Raw genomic sequence first — 16,790 nt, forward strand, 5'->3', positions numbered from 1 at the left:
CGTCGATGCAAACGTTGCGACTTCAAAAGCGCGCAGGGCTCGCGTGGATCAACGCGCCGCCGCTCATCTACCGGCACGTGTGCCGGGGCGGCTTCGGGCTCGGCGTCGCGGGGCTGCGAAGCTATCAGGAACTGCGCCACGCGATGCGCGCGATCGACTGACCCGAGCGGCCGTTCAGGCAGTTGGCGGCACCGTGTCTCGTGGCGCGGTGCCGCTTTTTTGCAACGGCATCCGTTGAAGCCCGACGGGCCAGCGGGCCGTCACGTGAGTCGTCTCGACGTTCGAGGGTCGCCCCGACAGGAATGGATCGCGACGCGCCGGCACATTTTCTTGATCTCGATCAACAAAATCGCACGTCGCGTGACGCGACGCCAATACGCATTCCCGAGCAAACCGCCCGCCAACCCAGAACAGAGGCCGCGCACACGCGAAACGCTGGCAACGCGTAATACGCGGAATCCCGGGTTCAGTTGTGCGGACCGCTGCCGTTATTGCATCCACACCCCGCCGATCGGCAAAGCAGCCGGATCGAACCTGGAACGCGATGCGCCACTGCCGTGCGGGAACGATGCGGAACCGACCACGCCCGTCCGGCGCACACGTCCCGCTCGCTTTTCGATAACCGGACGCAGCCGCGCAAGTCACAGAAGAGGCAAACATGTTTGTTGCAATCGGGTGGATCGTCGTGATCGGGTCCGTGATCGGAAGTTTTGTCGGCGTCGGCGGCCATTTGCCGGCCTTGCTGCAACCGTTCGAGCTGCTGTGCATTTTCGGCGCCGCGCTGGGCGCATTCGTCGTCAGCAATCCGGTCACGACGCTGAAGAAGACGCTCAAGAGCCTGCCCACCTGTTTCAAGGGCGGCGGCTATACGAAGCAGCAATACGTCGAATTGATCGCCCTCTTGTACGAACTCCTGCAGAAGGCGCGCAAGGACGGCATCATGTCGCTCGAGGCCGACGTCGATGCGCCCGAACAAAGCCCGCTGTTCCAGAAGTATTCGCATGTGCTCGGAGATCATCACCTGCTCGACTTCATCGTCGATTACTTGCGGATGATGTCGGGCGGAAACGTGAATGTGCTGGAGATGCAGGATCTGATGGATGAAGAACTGCATACGCATCATGCGGAGGCGTCGGTCGCGGCCAATGCGATCCAGAAGATGGCGGACGGCCTGCCGGCGTTCGGCATCGTCGCCGCGGTGATGGGTGTCGTGCATACGATGGGCTCGGTCGGCGCGCCGCCCGCCGTGCTCGGCAAGATGATCGCCGGCGCGCTCGTCGGCACGTTCCTCGGCATCCTGCTCGCCTATGGCTTCGTCGGTCCGCTCGCCGACCTGCTCAATGCGAAGGGCCGCGCCGCGGCCAAGCCGTTTCAGTGCGTGAAGGCCGTGCTGCTCGCATCGATGAGCGGCTACGCGCCGTCGGTTGCGGTGGAATTCGGCCGCAAGGTCCTGTTCACGGCCGATCGCCCGAGCTTCAAGGAGCTCGACGAGGCCGTCCGCGCGACGAAGTCGCCCAAGGCAGCGTAACGGAGACGCCATGGCCGACAGTCGCTCCAACCCGTCGAAACCGTCCGTGCCGTCCTCGCTCGTCGTCGTGCGTCGCAAGAAAGGCGACGACCATGACGCCCACCACGGCGGTGCATGGAAAATCGCCTACGCCGATTTCGTCACGGCGATGATGGCGTTCTTCCTGTTGATGTGGCTGCTCGGCTCGCTCTCCAAGTACGACAAGCAGGGTATCGAAGACTATTTCAACACGCCGCTGTCGACGCTCCTGTCCGGCGGGAAAGACGCGGACGCGCCGCGTCCGAGCATCGTGCAAGGCGGCGGCCGCGACATGTCGGACCCGACGCCGGCGGTCGACAGGAAGGCGCAACCGTCGCCGGCCGACGCGCCCGCGGCGCTCGCCGGCGCCGTGGATACGCAAAAGCTCGAACGCCTGAAGGCGAAGCTGACCGCCGCGATTGCGCAAAGTCCGTCATTGCGCGCCTACCAGGACCAGATCCGGATCGCGATCACCAACGAGGGCTTGCGCATCGAGATCGTCGATTCGCTCAAGCGTCCGATGTTCGCGTCGGGCAGTTCGCAGCCCGAAAGCTATGCCACCGCGATTCTCACGCAGGTCGGCGCGGCCCTCGACGATGTCGAGAACCGCGTGTCGATCGCGGGGCACACCGACTCGACGCCGTATCCCGACGGCCCGACCGGCTATTCGAACTGGGAACTCTCCAGCGATCGGGCGAACGCCGCGCGGCGCGCGCTGGTCGCCGGCGGGTTGCGGGAAGCAAAGCTGCTCCAGGTGCGGGGGCTCGCGGATGTGCTGCCGCTCGACAAGAACGTGGCGGACGAGCCGACCAATCGCCGCATCAGCATCCTCGTCATGAACAATACCGCCGAGCAGGCGTTCTTTCGCGACGGCGGCCGGACGACCGTGGACGAGACACCCGGCATCCGGGCCGCCGTCTCGCCGGCGGCGGCCATGCGGCCGCACTAGACTCGATCGACTGACGAGCGCGGCCGTTCAGGCCGTTGGCGACACCGTGCCAGGTGGGACGGTGTCGTTTTTTTGCGTGTCGGCTATGCATACGTTGCCGCCACGGGCCACATCGGTCCGCTGGCGGTCATGCACGCACATGCGATGCCCGATGCATTCCGGGCGGCGCTGGCGCTGGCCGTCGCAGGCGAGGCAACGCAGGTCTCCGCGTTCGTTCACGGGACGAGCGACGCACTGGCGATCGCGGCCAGCCAAGGCATGCGATTCACGCTGCCGATGGTGACGATGTCCACGCACGACTGCGGCGACAGGACGCGCTATCTTCCGAAGAATCCGGGCTTCATGTAAGGCCGCTTCGGGCAGCGGCACGGCGGGCTGAACCAGCCGCGCCGGATGCCGGGGCCGCAGGGCACGGCGGCCCCGCCTGGTCGACCTGGTTTTCCTCGGCAGCCCGGCACGCCTGCAGCGCCGTCACCGTCGATGTGCCGCCGCTTCGGCCGCCGTATCGTGATACTCGGTAAACGTCGCGACCTTCCCGCTTTCGATCGTGAACAGGTGCACCCAGTCGTCCTCGTACGTGCGTCCGGTCGAATGGACACGCCAGCGCTGCGTGCCGAGCGCGACGACCCGGTTGTCGCTGGCGATGAACTCGAGCGGCTCGAACCGTTCCGCGGTCTGCGTCGACGCAAGCGCAGCGAAGAACGCCGCGACCTCCTGCGGCCCGTGTCTTCTGCCGACGAACGGAACGACGTCGGCCGGCCCCGGGATGAACCAGTCGACGCTTTCGGACAGCGTCTGCAGCACGCCGTCAATATCGGCCCTGCCGAACGCCGCGTACGCCTGCTGCACCAGTTGCACGTTGCTTTGCTCGCTCATCGCGCCCTCCCGTCATTGCCGGTTCGCCGCGCTGCGGCGCGGAGTTCGGGCCGCAGACAATTCAGCATAGTCGAACCGTGGGGCGGCACGCAGGGGTTCACGAGCAATCGGGCAGCGTGGATTTGGTATGAGCAAACCGCGGCCCCGCTATCCTGCCGCCACGATGACGTGCGCCTGAATATTGCCGACCACCGGCCCGTCGCCATGGCGGGCGACAATGGCCTCGGTCGCCCGGTCCATCGCCAGCTCAAGCAAGCCGGCATTGCGCACGGCGATTTCATCGTGCAGCGGCGTTCCCAGGCAATAAGCGGTGGCGACATCGCGTGCCGACGCCGCGCGACTCGCTTTCTCGCGCGTCGCGATGTCGATCAAAATCCGCGAAGCATGTTCGCCGCGCCATCGTTATATCCCATAGAATATATTGCTATCTGTACCACCGGAGACACGCCATGCCTCACACGCCGACGGACCGCGCCCCGCTGCGAGTCGCACGCGCCCAGGCGCCGACGCTGACACTCACGCGCAAGATCAGCACGCTCAGGCCGTTGCCGAACGACGGGCGCGCGCAGCAGGTCACCGACGTCGTCGATGCGTTCCGGCGCCTGCGCGGCAGCGTCATCCGTTTCGTCCGGGTGTTCTCTGTAGCGACGGACGAAACGCTGTCCGCGCTGAGCCTGCGCGAACTGCTGGCGACGCTCGAAAGCGATGCGCGTGCCGCCCGCTTCACGCGCCTGTCCGACCTCGAACGCGCGATTGGGCAGGCGCGCGCCCTCGAGCGCACGCGCGACGACGTGTTTTCAGATGCGTTCAGCAACGACCCGGCCGCGATGCGCGATGCGGCGGCCGCGCTGGAGCGGGTCGACGTGCTGCTGGTCGGGCTGTGCGTCGAACACGTGATCGAACGCCACACGCCCGCATCGCGCCCGGAATCCGCCGCGCTCTGCTGACCCGCGAGCCGGGCGCTTCCCCGACATTTCTACCGTTATATTCCGTGGTATATTTCGCGAATCTTTCGCGCATCCGTCTCCGGGCCGTCAGCGCCGGATCGAGGTCAACATGCACGCTCCGCCCTTTCGCCTTGCCCGCACGGCGGATCTCTCGTCGTCCGGCGGTCATACCCCCGCTGCAACCGGCATGCGGATCGATGCATGCTGCGCGCCGTCCCGCGCGCAACAGGCCGCGCTGAAGCGCCGCGCGCGCCTGTCCGAACTCGATTCGCACCTGCACTGCTCGATCATCGGCACCTGCCTGACCACGCATGAACTGCGCAAGCTCGTGCCGAAATTCGCCGATCTCGACCGCCAGCGCGCAACCGACCTCGAAATCCACCATGCGGCCGTCGAACTCGCGATCGACGGCACGGCTGGCGCGAAAGCGTTGCACAAGGCGCTCGACGAGCGCTATGCCGGGGCGATACGCGCGTTCGAAAACGCAAAGGACGCGGACGAACTCCTCGCGCGCTGGAAAGAAGCGCTGAAGAACGGCGACATTCCGCCCGCGTACTGGGCGCTGATGACGCATCCGCGCGCGACGATGGGCGTGCGCCAGGCCGCGTTCGGCGACCTGCACATGCTGTCGCACCTGGTCGGCGCGGCCAATCGCGCCGATATCCGGCGGCTGGTCGCGCTGGAGGAAGAGAACGCGGTGCTGCACGCGAAGATCGAACGGCAGCAGGCGCGCCTGCACGAGATGAGCGTGGAGCGCGATGCCGCACTGAAGGAGCGCGACGCATGCATCGCGCGTCAGCACGCACAGCCGACGAGCGCCGAAAGCGTGTTGCGCGATGAAGTGCACGAACTGCGCGAAGCGCTGGCCGCGCGCGACGAACGCGTTGCACTGCACACGAGCCGTCGCGAGGCGGCGGAACAGCGGATCGCCGCCGAACAGGCGAGTGCCCGCGCAATGCGTGCGCGGCTCGACGACCTGATGGCGATGGTGAAGACGCTGCGCGCGGAAGCGAGCGCGATCGAACAGGCGGTGCAGGCGTCGACGGACGATCCCGCCGCGCCCGTGGCGGAGTCGCTGTCGATGCTGCAGCGCAAGCGCGTTGTTTATGTCGGCGGGCGGCCCGGTTCGAACCGCGCGATCCGGCGGATCGTCGAAGCCGCGGGCGGCGACGTGACGCTGCACGACGGCGGCATCGAGGATCGCAAGGGCCTGCTGGCCGCTGCGCTACCGGGCGCGCACATGGTCGTGTTCCCGGTCGACTGCATCGACCACGATTCGATGAACCTGCTCAAGCGCATCTGCGAACGCCATCACATCGCGTATTACCCGCTGCGGACCGCCAGCGTCGCCAGCTTCGTCGAACTGATCGGGCGGCTCGATGCGCAAGCGCGCGAGGTCATGCCGGCGGATGCGTCCACGGGCGACACGCCGCGCTTCTGCCTGCGGCACGGCTAGGGCCTGTTCCCGCAACGATCCTGTTAGCGGCGCACCATTTTAGTGAGCGCGGCAATTTCGTCGGCGCAGGCCGCGTAAGCACGCGCCTCGATTCCGCGATAGAGGCGGATGATCTCCTCGCCGACCGGCGTGAGCACGCTGCCGCCGCCGCTCTGCCCGCCATGCTCGGACACCGTCGCCGGCGACTTCAGCGAGCGGTTCAGCTCGTCCATCAGCAGCCACGCGCGCCGGTACGACATCTCCAGGCTGCGCGCCGCCGCCGAAATCGAACCGTGCTCGCGCACCGCTTCGAGCAGCGCGACCTTGCCCGGGCCGAGCGCGATCGTGTCGGCCTGCTGGATGCGCATCCTGAACCGCACCTCTGGCTTGGGGTGTGCCGAAGTCTTCATGTTGTCTGGCCGGTTAAACGATGCGGGCAAGCATACACGATGGCCGGCGCGGCGAACGCCCGCAGCAAGCGCCAGCTCAGACCTCGAGCACGCGCGCGACGATGCCGGCCAGCCGCTTCACATGGCGCGGCGCGGGCAGGATATCGGCGCCCGAGAACAGCAGCGGCGCGCCGTCGTCGATCGACAGCGGCGCATCACCGCATTCGAACGCGACGATCACGTGTTCGCCGACGGGCGTGTTGAACAGCTCGTGCCAGGAAAACGCGACCGCATAGCCGTCGTGCGCATGCGCGATGAACACCATGCGCTTGAAGTCGCCCGGCGCGTCGTTGCGCAGCCCGGCCGCATCGAGCAGATCCTTCAGCCGCGCGCCGCGATACGGCGCGACCGCGCGGATGAAGCGGTTCGTCGTGAAGCAGCGCAAGTCGAACGGCTCGGCGGTCGCGCTTGCGTGCCGGCGCAGATCGTCGAGCGTCACCGTCATCGGCCGCACGAATGCGCCCGTCAGCGTGATCGAACCTGCCGCCACCTGATGCGCCGAAGGCGCCGCCGTCCCTGCCATCTCCATCGCCCGCCTCCGTGACGGCCCGCCGGTCGGCGCGCCTTCGTTGTATCGGTGGATATATTACGCCGGGAAAAGTCCGGCCGGCAGCATGCGCGTCGCATGGGCGGCATGACGGCGGCCGATCGTACCCGCGCCGCCCGGCGCTACGACAGCACGATGTTCTTGATGACCTTCCTGATGCTCCTGAAGCTGTCGACCGATTCCGCCTTCTGGTCCGTCACCAGTGCGCCGATGCGCGCCGGCTCGCGGAAGCTGATCCGGCTGTTCGTGCCGAGCTTGCTGAAATCGGCCAGGATCGCCACGTCCGCCGCGTTGCTCACCATCGCGCGCGCCACTTCGGATTCCATCCGGTTGTAGTTCGTCGCGCCGCGGACGTGATCGACGCCGACCGGCGACAGCAGCGCGAGATCGGCGCGGTAGCTGATGGTGCCGATCATGAATCATGCGGATCCGGTCGCGACCAATCCCGACTCGAGGCTTTCGCAAGCGGCGGGCACGCGCGGATGGCCTGTCATGAAGTTGTTCTGATTCGGGCGATATTCTCTGCTGTCCATTTCATGTCTGGAGGGGTAATGAGATACGGAACACGCAGCAACCATCCCGATCAATCAGCAATCCGATTCGAATCGGATCGAAAGCCTTTCGTCACGCCGCCACGGCCGGAAAGCGCCTTTCCGCACTGGCGCGGCGTCTTCATGATCGCACTCCTGTGCACGCTGGCCGCTTGCGGCGATGGCGACTCGGGCACCGCGGCCAACGTGGCGGCCGCGCGTGCGGCCGCACCGGGTTCGGCGTCCACGCCCGTCCTGCACTGCGCGAGCGCGTGCCACTGACCGACGCAGGCCCCAGGCCAGCCATCCAAGACAGAGAGCGATCATGCAAAACAAACCCGCAACACGACGTCAGTTCCTCGCCGATGCGCTGAAGCTCGCCGGCGCCACCGCGATCACGGGCATGCTGCCCGAAAGCATCGCGCGCGCCCAGGCGATTCCGGCTGCCACCGTGACCGGCACGATCCAGGACGTGAAGCACGTCGTGATCCTGATGCAGGAAAACCGTTCGTTCGACCACTACCTCGGCACGCTGGGCGGCGCGCGCGGCTTCGGCGATCCGCGGCCGGTCGTGATTTCGAGCGGGTATCCGGTGTGGCGCCAGCCCTGGATGCTGTCCTACGTGTTCCCGTTCAACCCGTCCCCGCCCTCCGGCACGGCGAACGGCGACACCTACTACGGCGACCTCCCTCACGACTGGGGCACCACGCACAGCGCCTGGAACAACGGCCGCTATGACAACTGGACCGGTGCGAAGACCAGCGGCACGATGTACTACTTCACGCAGAACGACATCCCGTTCTACTACGCACTGGCGAGCGCGTTTACGGTGTGCGACGACTACCACTGCTCGATGCTCGGCCCGACCGATCCGAACCGGCTGTATCTGTGGACCGGCTGCTGCGGCAACGTGCCGGGCTATTCGCCGTACACGGACAACACGATGACCGGCACCGGCTGGACGACACTGCCCGAGCGGCTGAACGCCGCCGGCGTCACGTGGAAGTTCTACCAGGACAAGGGCAACGGCCTGGATTCCGGCCACGCATACGGCAATTCCAACAGCGCCGGCAGCACGCTCTGGTGGAACGGGAACTACGGCGACAACATCGTTCTCAACTTCAAGCAGTACCAGAACCTCGGCGCCAACGATCCGCTCGCGCCCGCGATCAACGGCACGCAGATCGACCCGAGCGGCGGCGGCAAGGAATACGACACGAACCTGTTCAGCCAGTTGCAGGCCGACGTCGCGAACGACACGTTGCCGCAAGTGTCGTGGATCGCCGCGCCTTATGCGTACTGTGAGCATCCGTCGTGGGCCGCGAGCGGCGGCGAATGGTACGTGAGCAACGTGCTGAATGCGCTGACCTCGAATCCGAAGGTCTGGGCCAGCACGGTCCTGCTCGTGATGTACGACGAGAACGACGGCCTGTTCGATCACGTGCCGCCCGCCGTCCCGGCCAGCTCTGCTGCCGGCACCGGCCAGTCGACGGTCTCGACGGCCGCGGAATTCGTCGCCAGCAGCGGCAGCGCATCGGATGGTTCGGCCAGCGGCGACGTGCCGATCGGGCTCGGGCCGCGCGTGCCGATGTTCGTGATCTCGCCGTGGTCGAAGGGCGGCAAGGTGAATTCGCAGGTCTTCGATCACACGTCGGTGGTCCGGTTCCTCGAGGCGCGATTCGGGTTCCAGGAAACCAATATCTCGCCGTGGCGACGCGCGGTGTGCGGCGACCTGACGTCGGCCTTCGATTTCTCGAACGCCGACCAGACGGTGCCCGCGATCCAGCCGCCGGCGAGCAACATGAACCCGAACGGCTCGACCGTCCTGATCCCCTATCCGACCACCACCGCGGTGCCGGCGCAGACCGCCGGCCGCAGCACCGCCTGCCGCCTGCCCTACGAGTTCTTCGTGCAAGGCAAGGTCAACCGCGCCGGCAACGCGCTCGCGCTGACGATGACCAACACAGGCACCGCCGGCGTGCACCTGCAGGCGTGGGTCGACGGCACGAGCACGATCCCCCGGCATTACACGATCGCGGCCGGCGCGAGCCCGTGCACGAACCTGTCGGATTCGCTCGCGCTGAATAGCGGCGGCAGCTACGATTATTCGGTGTACGGGCCGAACGGCTTCCTGCAGACGTTCCGGGGCAGCATCGGTTCGTCCGGCAACACGGGGTCGACCGCCGAAATCAGCCTGTGCTACGACGTAGCGAACGGCAATGTGCAGATCACGCTCGACAACTCGGCAGGTTCCAGCGCGACGACGTTCCAGCTCACCGACAACGCATATGGCATGAACACGCGGCAGTCGGTCACCGTCGCCGCCGGCGCGACGCAAGCGGTCACGTGGTACGGCGACGGCGGCTGGTACGACGCCAGCATCCGCGACGCGAACGATCCGAACTTCCTGCGCCGGGTGGCCGGCTGCGTGCAGACGCAATCCGGCGCGCTGCTCACGGATTCGGCGATCGGCAATACCGGCAAGAAGTTCGTCGCGTCGCTCGCGTCTCAGGGCTCGACGTTCGGCACGCTGCGGTTCGACTACGTCGCGCCGCCGTGGAGCCACAGCCCGAAGAACTGGGTGGGCATCTTTGCGCGCGGCGCGCAGCCGACCAGGGGCAGCTACAAGTCGTGGGCATACCTGCCCAAGAGCACCGGCTCGCTGCTGTTCTCGTCGACCGCGAACAGCACGCTCGCGTCGGGCCAGTACGACGCGTGGTATCTGTTCGATGACGGCTACACGCCGCTCGCGGGGCCCGTCGCGATCAGCATCTGAGGGCGCCACGGCGAAACGGGCGCTCCGGTGTGTGGAGCGCCCGCTCGTGTGCCGTGTCGATCGGAACGTGTGGCGCAGGCCGATCCGCGTGACGAGCTGCGTGTTCGCGCCCGCGTTGCCGACGAACGACGCCGACGAGCCGATCTCGGCCCGCACCGGCACCGCTCGGCCGTTGATCGTGTCGCTGCCCGACGCCTTCTGGCAGGCCGCGCTCACGTACACGTCGGTGTGCCTCGACAGCGCGCAGTCGACTGCGGCCTTGACCTCGCGTCACTTGCCTTCAATCGGTGCGGCCGGTGCGCTGACGCACCGCCGCCCGTCCGGTCATTGCCGCATCACTTTCGCGTCGCCACGATGAACAGCCGCGGAAACGGCAGCAGCACGGTGCCGTTGTCGAGCGCCGGATAGCCGTTCGGCCCGGCAAGCGCATCGCGATAGCGCGCGAGGAACGCGCGCTGTTCGGCATCATCGAGCGCCGCGAGAAACGGCCGCAGCGCGCTGCCCTTGAACCATTCGACGACCGCGTCCGCGCCGCCCCGCAGCGGGTGGTAGTAGGTCGTGCGCCACACGTCGACGCGCGAACACAGCGGCGACAGCAGCGCGTAGTAGTACCGCGCGTCGAACCGCTCGGTGCGCGCCGCGTCTTTCAGCTTGTCCGCCCAGGGCCCGGCCGCGGCAACTTCGCGCATCAGCCGGTGCGCGGGTTCGTCGAGGTTGTCGGGCATCTGCACCGCGAGATGGCCGCCCGGCGCGAGCCGGCCGACGAGTGTCGGGAACAGCATGTCGTGCGCGGGCACCCACTGCAGCACCGCGTTCGACAGGATCAGGTCATAGCCGCCCGGATCGTCCCACGCGGCAACATCGGCGAGATCGAAACGCAGCGCCGGCAGGCGCTTGCGCGCGGCCGCGATCATGTCCGCCGATGCGTCGATCCCGTGGACCGTCGCGTCCGGTGCGCGAGCGATCAGCGCTTCGGTCGAATTGCCGGGGCCGCAGCCGATGTCGATTGCGGTATGGATCGGCGTCTTCGGCACGGCGGCCAGCAGGTCACGCACCGGCCGCGTGCGTTCGTCCTCGAATTGCACGTACTGGCTTGCGTATTGATCGAGCGGGGTCGTCACGATGGTTCTCCTGATGGCATGCACTGCATGGAAGGCTGCGGCGCATCCGGGCGCGGGATGCATGCAGCCGTCGATGCAGCGCATTCTGCGACTTCGATCGACCTTCAGTAAAATGAATTTAATATCGCTATTGATTCAAAATTCTGATGAAGATCGATACGCTCGGGGTACAGGCTTTCGTCGCGATCGCCGACGGCGGCAGCTTCAGGCAGGCAGCCGACACGCTGCACGTCACGCAGACGGCGATCACGCAGCGGCTGCGCAAGCTCGAAGCGTATCTCGGCGTCGCGCTGGTCGAACGCACGACGCGCCGCACCACGCTGACCGAGATCGGCCGGCGCTTCCTGCCGCAGGCGCGCCGGCTGCTGAACGAATTGTCTGACGCGCTGACCGAAATCCGCGAGACCGGCCTGAGCCAGCGCGGCGACGTCACGATCGCGTGCGTGCCGACGGTCGGCGTGCAATACCTGCCCCGTATCCTGCGCGCGTTCTCCGCGCACCGGCCGCACGATCGCGTGAAGATCCTCGATCACGCATCGGCCTCGGTGCTGCAGGCCGTGCTGCGGCGCGAAGCCGAGTTCGGCATCGGCATCGCCGGCGACCAGCACCCCGAACTCGTCAGTGTGCCGCTCACGCACGACCCTTACGTGCTCGTCTGCCGCGACGATCATCCGCTCGCGAAGCGGCGGCGCATCCGCTGGGCGGCACTGCAGCCGCATCCGCTGATCTTCGCCGGCGAAGTGAGCGGCAATCGCGGGCTGCTCGAAGGCGCGCTGAAGACGAGCGGCGTATCGCTCCATTCGTTCTACGAAGTGCAGCGCAGCTCGACGGCGCTCGGGCTCGTCGCGGAAGGGCTCGGCGCGGCCGTGGTGCCGAAGCTCGCGATCCAGAAGAACGCGTATCCGATGATCCGCACGGTCGAGCTCGTCGAGCCGTCGGTGTCGCGCACGCTCGTGCTCGTGACGCGCAAGAGCGCGCAACTGTCGCCCGCGGCGCGCGCGCTTTACGACATGATCGTCGAGCGCGCGGCGCCGGCGCGGTGATCGGTGAGTGGTACAGGTGCCGGAGGCATCGCCGGATGTCGGCAGGTGTCGGGAACACGCCTGTTGCCCGAAAACGCGCTCAAAGCACCTTGACCATGAACACGCGCGCGGTCCCTTCCGGCTCGCACGGCACTTCGCCGAACGTCTCGTAACCCTGCTTCCGGTAGAAGTCCGGCGCCTGGAACGAGATCGTGTACAGCACCGCCCGCGCGCACCCGCGCCGTTTCGCTTCTGCTTCGGCCTCCCGCAGCAGCCGGCTGCCGAATCCGCCGCCGCGCAACGATTCGGGCAGGTAGAACAGATCGATGAAGAAGAGGCCGAGCGAAGTACGGCCGGTGAGGCCGCCCACGATCTCGCCGGTTGCGGGATCGGTCACGTAGACGTCGAGCGTGGCCGCGTCGGCGCGCCCCGTCATCGCATGGTTGAATTCGCCGAGCTTGCGGCTGATGAGGTCGCGTGCAGCCGGCTGTTCGGTATCGGTCAGTCGAAGGGTAACGTCGGGATGGGCTGTCATGGCGCGAAGGCGTGGGTAACGGGTCGGCGACGATTCGTCCGACATGATGCCAGCAAAGCAGGACCGGCGCCCACCCCGCACGATCGCGAAAGAACGCGGACGGCGGGCGCATCGCGCGCGCGCCGTCGGTCATCAGGTGCGCGCTCGACAGGTTCGACACGACCGTCTTGCCGCTCGGCAAGCGCACGGGGTACAGCGCCCGCCGGCGCACGTCGTGCGAACTTGTACGGCACCGCTGCTGCGGCGCCGCGTCGGCGTCAGAACGGCTTGGTCGGCAGGTACTTGCCGTCGAGCGTGATCACCGCGCGCGAACCGCCTTCGGGATCGTCGACCTTCTTCACGTCGAGCCGGAAATTGATCGCGCTGATGATGCCGTCGCCGAACTTCTCGTGGACCAGCGCCTTCAGCGTCGTGCCGTACACCTGCAGCATTTCGTAGAAACGGTAGATGGTCGGGTCGGTCGGCACGCGATCGTCGATGCTGCCGCGCAGCGGGATCGACTGCAGCAGCAGCACCGCGTCGTCGTCGAGGCCGAGCTTGTCGGCGACGACGCGCGCCGCGTCGGCCGGCAGCGCATGCTGGCCGAGCAGCGCGGCCGTGACGAACGCTTCGCTCAGGCCCGTGCCTTCGGTAAGCTGTGCGAACGACAGGTTCTTGCGCGCCTTCGCGAGAACGACGGTTTCCGCAAGCGCGTGGCGCGCAGTCTGGCTGTGCTGGGACTGGATCATGGCAATTCCTCGTAGTTGGGTAGGGGCGATTCAGGCCGCGACAGGGAGCGTCGCGGGGGTGGCGCGAACACCGGAATGGTTCGCGAGGGCCACGAACCGGCCGGTCGCGCCGTCGTAGGCGTCGATGCAGCCCGATTCGATGTCGTAGACCCAGCCGTGCAGTGCGAGACGCCCTTCTTCGAGCGCGAGCCGCACGGCGGGGTGAGTCTTCAGGTTGGCAAGTTGCGCGACGACGTTCTCGCGCACCATCGAGTCGATCCGCTCACGTTCGCTGCGATGCGTGCGCGCCTCGTTCACGACGCGCGCCGAATCGGCATAGCGCAGCCAATGGCCGACGGCCGGCATGTGGTCCATGCACTGGCACGTCGCGATCGCGGTCATCGCGCCGCAATCGGAATGCCCACAGATCACGACATCGGTGACGCGCAGCGCGGCGACCGCATATTCGACCGACGCCGACACGCCGCCCGGCTCGGGGCCATAGGACGGCACGATGTTGCCCGCGTTGCGAATCACGAACAGGTCGCCCGGTTCGCGCTGCGTGACGAGTTCGGGCACGAGCCGGCTGTCCGAGCATGAGATGAACAGCGCCCGAGGGTTCTGGCTGCGCGCGAGATCGCGGAACAGCGCCGCGCGCGCCGGATAGGCGTCGCGCTGGAACTTCAGGAAGCCTTCAATAATGTCCTTCATCGCGTGTTCTCCGGTACAGGTGGAATCGATGAAGGGCAGGTTACGCCTGACTTCCAATAACGTAAAAGACTGATTTATGATCTAGCGGATAAGCACGACTTATAGGAATCACCATGCTGCTGCGCCATATCAACTACTTCCTGGCCGTCGCCGAACACCGCAGCTTCACGCGCGCAGCCGCTGCGCTGCACGTGTCGCAGCCCGCCCTGTCGCAGCAGATTCGCCAGCTCGAGGAAACGCTCGGCGCGCAACTGTTCGACCGCACCGGGCGCGTCACGCGTCTGACCGACGCCGGCGACGTGTATTTCCGCTATGCGCGGCAGGCGCTGCACGATCTCGCGGAAGGCCGGCGTGCGATTCACGATGTGCAGGATCTGAGCCGCGGCTCGCTGCGCATCGCGCTCACGCCGACCTTCACGAGCTATCTCGTCGGGCCGCTCGTCGAGGCGTTTCACGGCCGCTATCCTGACGTGTCACTGTCGGTGCGCGAAATGTCGCAGGAACGCATCGAGGCGCTGCTCGTCGACGACGAGCTCGATGTCGGCATTGCATTCGAGGATGTGCAGACGGCGGATATCGAAGCGCAAACGCTGCTGGTCGAAACGCTCGCGCTCGTCGTGAACCGCGGGCACCCGCTCGCCGGGAAACGCAAGGCCGGCCTGCGCGCGCTGCACGACGCGACGCTCGTGCTGCTCACCGCCGAGTTCGCGACGCGCGCACAGATCGACCGTTATTTCCGCGAGCACGACGTGCAGCCGCGCGTGCTGATGGAGGCGAATTCGCTCGGTGCGGTGATCGAGATCGTACGCCGCACGAACCTCGCGACGCTGGTGCCCGCAACGATCGCGACCGGGCACGACGATCTCGTCGCCGTCGCGCTCGATCCGGCCGTGCTGCGGCGCACGGCCGTGTTGCTACAGCGCAAGGGCGCGTACCGGAGCGCGGCCGCGCGTGCGTTCGTCGAGCTGGCGCTCGCGCAGGGGGCGGGGAAAGGGAAATGAACAGGCGAACCACGCCCGACGACAGCCGGGTCATGAACGCCTGCGCTACATCGGATCGGCGCGAACAGTCGCGTCAGTTGTACCCGAGAATCGCCACCGACGCGACATCCGGCCGGTCGAGCGTGTTCCCGACCAGCGATGTCATCGGTTCCTGCAGCACGGCCTGGTACGACGTCACGCGCGCCTCTTCCGGCGCACCGGCATCATCCGATACCGGTTCGTCGAACGCGTCGAAACCGCTGAAAAACGCCGCTTGTTTCTGCGAAAAAGTCATCTCCACTCCTTTGATATGTCGTTGATTTTTTAGCTGACCTGCTTCAACGCCGCCGCATGCACGGGCGTGCCGTCTTGCGCGGCCTCCGATCGCGCGAGCTGCGCGCGCGTGCGCCGCGTGATGTGAATCACCGCGAACACGACCGGCGCGATCAGCAGGCCTTCCGCCAGTTCCGGATCGACCGGCAGGTTCATCACGTGTAGCGCCTTGAACGCCGCCGTCGCGAGCGACAGCACGTAGTACGAAATGGCCGCCACCGACAGCCCTTCGACCGCATGCTGCAAATGAAGCTGATTGCGCGCGGTGCGCTCCATTCCCGCCAGCAGACGCGTCACGTCCTTTTCCTGCGCGAGATTCACGCGCGTGCGCAGCAGGTCGACCGCCCGCGCGATCCGCGCGGCGATCTGCTCGTGGCGCGCCCACACGCTGCGGCACGTCTCCATCGCCGGCGCGAAGCGCCGCTCCATGAATTCGGCGATCGTCGGCATGCCTTCGATGCGCTCCTCGCGCAATTCCTGGATGCGCGCCAGCACGAGCTTTTCGTATGCGCGCGATGCACTGAAGCGCGCGCCCGATCCCGACAGCGATTCGACCCGCACCGCGAGATGCGTGAGCTTGACGAGCAGCGCCGCGTCGTCGCCGTCGGCGCCGCTCGCATCCATCCGCTGCATCAGCGCATGCAGCGCCGCATGGATCTCGTCGAGCTCGCGGCTCATCCGGCGCGCGACGGGCAGCGCAAGCAGCGCCATCATCCGGTACGTTTCGATTTCGTGAAGACGCTGCAGCAGGCGGCCGCCCTGCTCCTCGCGGAAATCCTCGTCGACGACGAGAAAGCGCATGAAGCCGTCGTCGCGCACATGCCAGTCGCAGAACACCTTGCCGCCGCCGAGCACGTTGCTGCCGACGAGCGTGGGCCCGTCGATCCAGCGGCGCAGGTCGCCGCAGACGAGCCGCGCGGCGTCGCCCGACAGCAACTCCATCCGCACCGCGACGAAGCGGATGCCGGCAAGCCGCGCGAACCACGCGGCCGGAATGCCGTCGATCGCGAGACCGTCGAAATAGCCGGTGTCGCGACGCGGCGCGACGAACGTGAAGGTCGAGAATTCGGTGTGGCGTTCCCACTTCAGGTGCCAGCCGCTCGGCGACTGCACCGCGTAGTGCGTCGCGCCTTCGTGCGGCGCGGCAATGCCGGTATCGCGGCACAGCGCGTGCAGCAGCGTTTCGTGGATATCGGGCTGGCCGTCCGCGTAGATCGCGTAATGCGTGAGCGACACGGCTTCGGCGAGCCGCAGGAACGGCCGGGCATGCAATTCCGCGGCCAGTGCGGCGCGCAACGGATGGTCCATCATCGATACACCATTCTT

The 16,790-nt window shown here is 66.8% G+C and carries 21 protein-coding genes and 1 pseudogene; 10 read left to right on the forward strand and 12 right to left on the reverse strand.

Annotated elements, in window-relative coordinates:
- The first annotated feature begins 5 nt into the window (after positions 1-5).
- The 4 genes from BFF94_RS28930 to BFF94_RS28945 all read left to right on the forward strand — a co-directional run bounded on the left by BFF94_RS28930 (position 6) and on the right by BFF94_RS28945 (position 2,843).
- Positions 6-161, forward strand: a complete 156-nt coding sequence (locus tag BFF94_RS28930) for a hypothetical protein (protein WP_158062073.1) — start codon at positions 6-8, stop codon at positions 159-161.
- Between the two features lie 497 nt (positions 162-658).
- Entirely contained in the window at positions 659-1,528 is an 870-nt protein-coding gene (gene motA / locus BFF94_RS28935) for a flagellar motor stator protein MotA (protein ID WP_128847524.1), read from the forward strand.
- A gap of 10 nt (positions 1,529-1,538) precedes the next feature.
- On the forward strand, positions 1,539-2,495 hold the full coding sequence (motB, locus tag BFF94_RS28940) for a flagellar motor protein MotB (protein ID WP_128847522.1): 957 nt from the start codon (positions 1,539-1,541) through the stop codon (positions 2,493-2,495).
- A 144-nt stretch (positions 2,496-2,639) separates the two neighbouring features.
- Positions 2,640-2,843 carry a hypothetical protein gene (locus BFF94_RS28945; protein ID WP_246637442.1) on the forward strand — a complete coding sequence of 68 codons (204 nt, stop codon included), beginning with the start codon at positions 2,640-2,642 and terminating at the stop codon, positions 2,841-2,843.
- Positions 2,844-2,966: 123 nt separating this feature from the next.
- Here the strand turns inward: BFF94_RS28945 and BFF94_RS28950 are convergent, their stop codons facing one another.
- Together BFF94_RS28950 and BFF94_RS28955 are read right to left on the reverse strand one after the other, a co-directional pair.
- A complete protein-coding gene (locus tag BFF94_RS28950) occupies positions 2,967-3,371 on the reverse strand; it encodes a nuclear transport factor 2 family protein (RefSeq protein WP_128847520.1) in 405 nt (134 codons plus the stop codon).
- Between the two features lie 147 nt (positions 3,372-3,518).
- Positions 3,519-3,743 carry a hypothetical protein gene (locus BFF94_RS28955; protein ID WP_246637443.1) on the reverse strand — a complete coding sequence of 75 codons (225 nt, stop codon included), beginning with the start codon at positions 3,741-3,743 and terminating at the stop codon, positions 3,519-3,521.
- 77 nt (positions 3,744-3,820) lie between these two features.
- Here BFF94_RS28955 and BFF94_RS28960 point away from each other — a divergent pair, with 77 nt between their 5' ends.
- Together BFF94_RS28960 and BFF94_RS28965 are read left to right on the forward strand one after the other, a co-directional pair.
- On the forward strand, positions 3,821-4,318 hold the full coding sequence (locus BFF94_RS28960; protein ID WP_128847518.1) for a hypothetical protein: 498 nt from the start codon (positions 3,821-3,823) through the stop codon (positions 4,316-4,318).
- Between the two features lie 109 nt (positions 4,319-4,427).
- A complete protein-coding gene (locus tag BFF94_RS28965; protein WP_128847516.1) occupies positions 4,428-5,774 on the forward strand; it encodes a DUF2325 domain-containing protein in 1,347 nt (448 codons plus the stop codon).
- Positions 5,775-5,797: 23 nt separating this feature from the next.
- Here BFF94_RS28965 and BFF94_RS28970 read toward each other — a convergent pair whose 3' ends face one another.
- From BFF94_RS28970 to BFF94_RS28980, 3 genes are all read right to left on the reverse strand, one after another.
- On the reverse strand, positions 5,798-6,121 hold the full coding sequence (locus BFF94_RS28970; protein ID WP_128847547.1) for a winged helix-turn-helix domain-containing protein: 324 nt from the start codon (positions 6,119-6,121) through the stop codon (positions 5,798-5,800).
- 118 nt (positions 6,122-6,239) lie between these two features.
- Positions 6,240-6,731 carry a molybdopterin-dependent oxidoreductase gene (locus tag BFF94_RS28975; RefSeq protein WP_128847514.1) on the reverse strand — a complete coding sequence of 164 codons (492 nt, stop codon included), beginning with the start codon at positions 6,729-6,731 and terminating at the stop codon, positions 6,240-6,242.
- Between the two features lie 140 nt (positions 6,732-6,871).
- A complete protein-coding gene (locus BFF94_RS28980; protein WP_246637445.1) occupies positions 6,872-7,165 on the reverse strand; it encodes a DeoR/GlpR family DNA-binding transcription regulator in 294 nt (97 codons plus the stop codon).
- A gap of 258 nt (positions 7,166-7,423) precedes the next feature.
- On the opposite strand from BFF94_RS28980, the gene BFF94_RS38025 reads away from it, so the two are divergent.
- Together BFF94_RS38025 and BFF94_RS28990 are read left to right on the forward strand one after the other, a co-directional pair.
- Positions 7,424-7,561 carry a hypothetical protein gene (locus BFF94_RS38025; RefSeq protein ID WP_226127085.1) on the forward strand — a complete coding sequence of 46 codons (138 nt, stop codon included), beginning with the start codon at positions 7,424-7,426 and terminating at the stop codon, positions 7,559-7,561.
- A 43-nt stretch (positions 7,562-7,604) separates the two neighbouring features.
- On the forward strand, positions 7,605-10,055 hold the full coding sequence (locus BFF94_RS28990; RefSeq protein WP_128847511.1) for a phosphocholine-specific phospholipase C: 2,451 nt from the start codon (positions 7,605-7,607) through the stop codon (positions 10,053-10,055).
- Positions 10,056-10,118: 63 nt separating this feature from the next.
- Here the strand turns inward: BFF94_RS28990 and BFF94_RS38030 are convergent.
- Together BFF94_RS38030 and tam are read right to left on the reverse strand one after the other, a co-directional pair.
- Positions 10,119-10,322: pseudogene (locus tag BFF94_RS38030) on the reverse strand (porin); the annotation flags it as partial.
- 68 nt (positions 10,323-10,390) lie between these two features.
- Positions 10,391-11,176 (reverse strand): trans-aconitate 2-methyltransferase, encoded by a 786-nt coding sequence (tam, locus tag BFF94_RS29000; protein WP_128847509.1) that lies wholly within the window; start codon positions 11,174-11,176, stop codon positions 10,391-10,393.
- 146 nt (positions 11,177-11,322) lie between these two features.
- On the opposite strand from tam, the gene BFF94_RS29005 reads away from it, so the two are divergent.
- Positions 11,323-12,219, forward strand: a complete 897-nt coding sequence (locus BFF94_RS29005) for a LysR family transcriptional regulator (RefSeq protein WP_128847507.1) — start codon at positions 11,323-11,325, stop codon at positions 12,217-12,219.
- Between the two features lie 79 nt (positions 12,220-12,298).
- Here the strand turns inward: BFF94_RS29005 and BFF94_RS29010 are convergent, their stop codons facing one another.
- The 3 genes from BFF94_RS29010 to BFF94_RS29020 form a co-directional block, all read right to left on the reverse strand.
- Positions 12,299-12,733 carry a GNAT family N-acetyltransferase gene (locus BFF94_RS29010; RefSeq protein ID WP_128847505.1) on the reverse strand — a complete coding sequence of 145 codons (435 nt, stop codon included), beginning with the start codon at positions 12,731-12,733 and terminating at the stop codon, positions 12,299-12,301.
- A gap of 257 nt (positions 12,734-12,990) precedes the next feature.
- The gene (cynS, locus tag BFF94_RS29015; protein ID WP_089491865.1) at positions 12,991-13,461 is read right to left on the reverse strand and encodes a cyanase; all 471 of its coding nucleotides are present in this window, start codon (positions 13,459-13,461) and stop codon (positions 12,991-12,993) included.
- Positions 13,462-13,491: 30 nt separating this feature from the next.
- Positions 13,492-14,151 (reverse strand): carbonic anhydrase, encoded by a 660-nt coding sequence (locus BFF94_RS29020; RefSeq protein WP_128847503.1) that lies wholly within the window; start codon positions 14,149-14,151, stop codon positions 13,492-13,494.
- Positions 14,152-14,264: 113 nt separating this feature from the next.
- Between BFF94_RS29020 and cynR the strand changes: the two genes are divergently transcribed.
- Complete coding sequence (cynR, locus tag BFF94_RS29025) at positions 14,265-15,152, forward strand: transcriptional regulator CynR (RefSeq protein ID WP_128847501.1); 888 nt, start codon at positions 14,265-14,267, stop codon at positions 15,150-15,152.
- A 73-nt stretch (positions 15,153-15,225) separates the two neighbouring features.
- Here the strand turns inward: cynR and BFF94_RS29030 are convergent, their stop codons facing one another.
- Positions 15,226-15,426: a hypothetical protein gene (locus tag BFF94_RS29030; protein ID WP_128847499.1), complete on the reverse strand. Its 201-nt coding sequence runs from the start codon at positions 15,424-15,426 to the stop codon at positions 15,226-15,228.
- 29 nt (positions 15,427-15,455) lie between these two features.
- Positions 15,456-16,775, reverse strand: a complete 1,320-nt coding sequence (locus BFF94_RS29035; protein WP_128847497.1) for a DUF3422 family protein — start codon at positions 16,773-16,775, stop codon at positions 15,456-15,458.
- Between the last annotated feature and the right edge of the window lie 15 nt (positions 16,776-16,790).

It is taken from the genome of Burkholderia catarinensis, assembly GCF_001883705.2.
Classification (GTDB): domain Bacteria; phylum Pseudomonadota; class Gammaproteobacteria; order Burkholderiales; family Burkholderiaceae; genus Burkholderia; species Burkholderia catarinensis.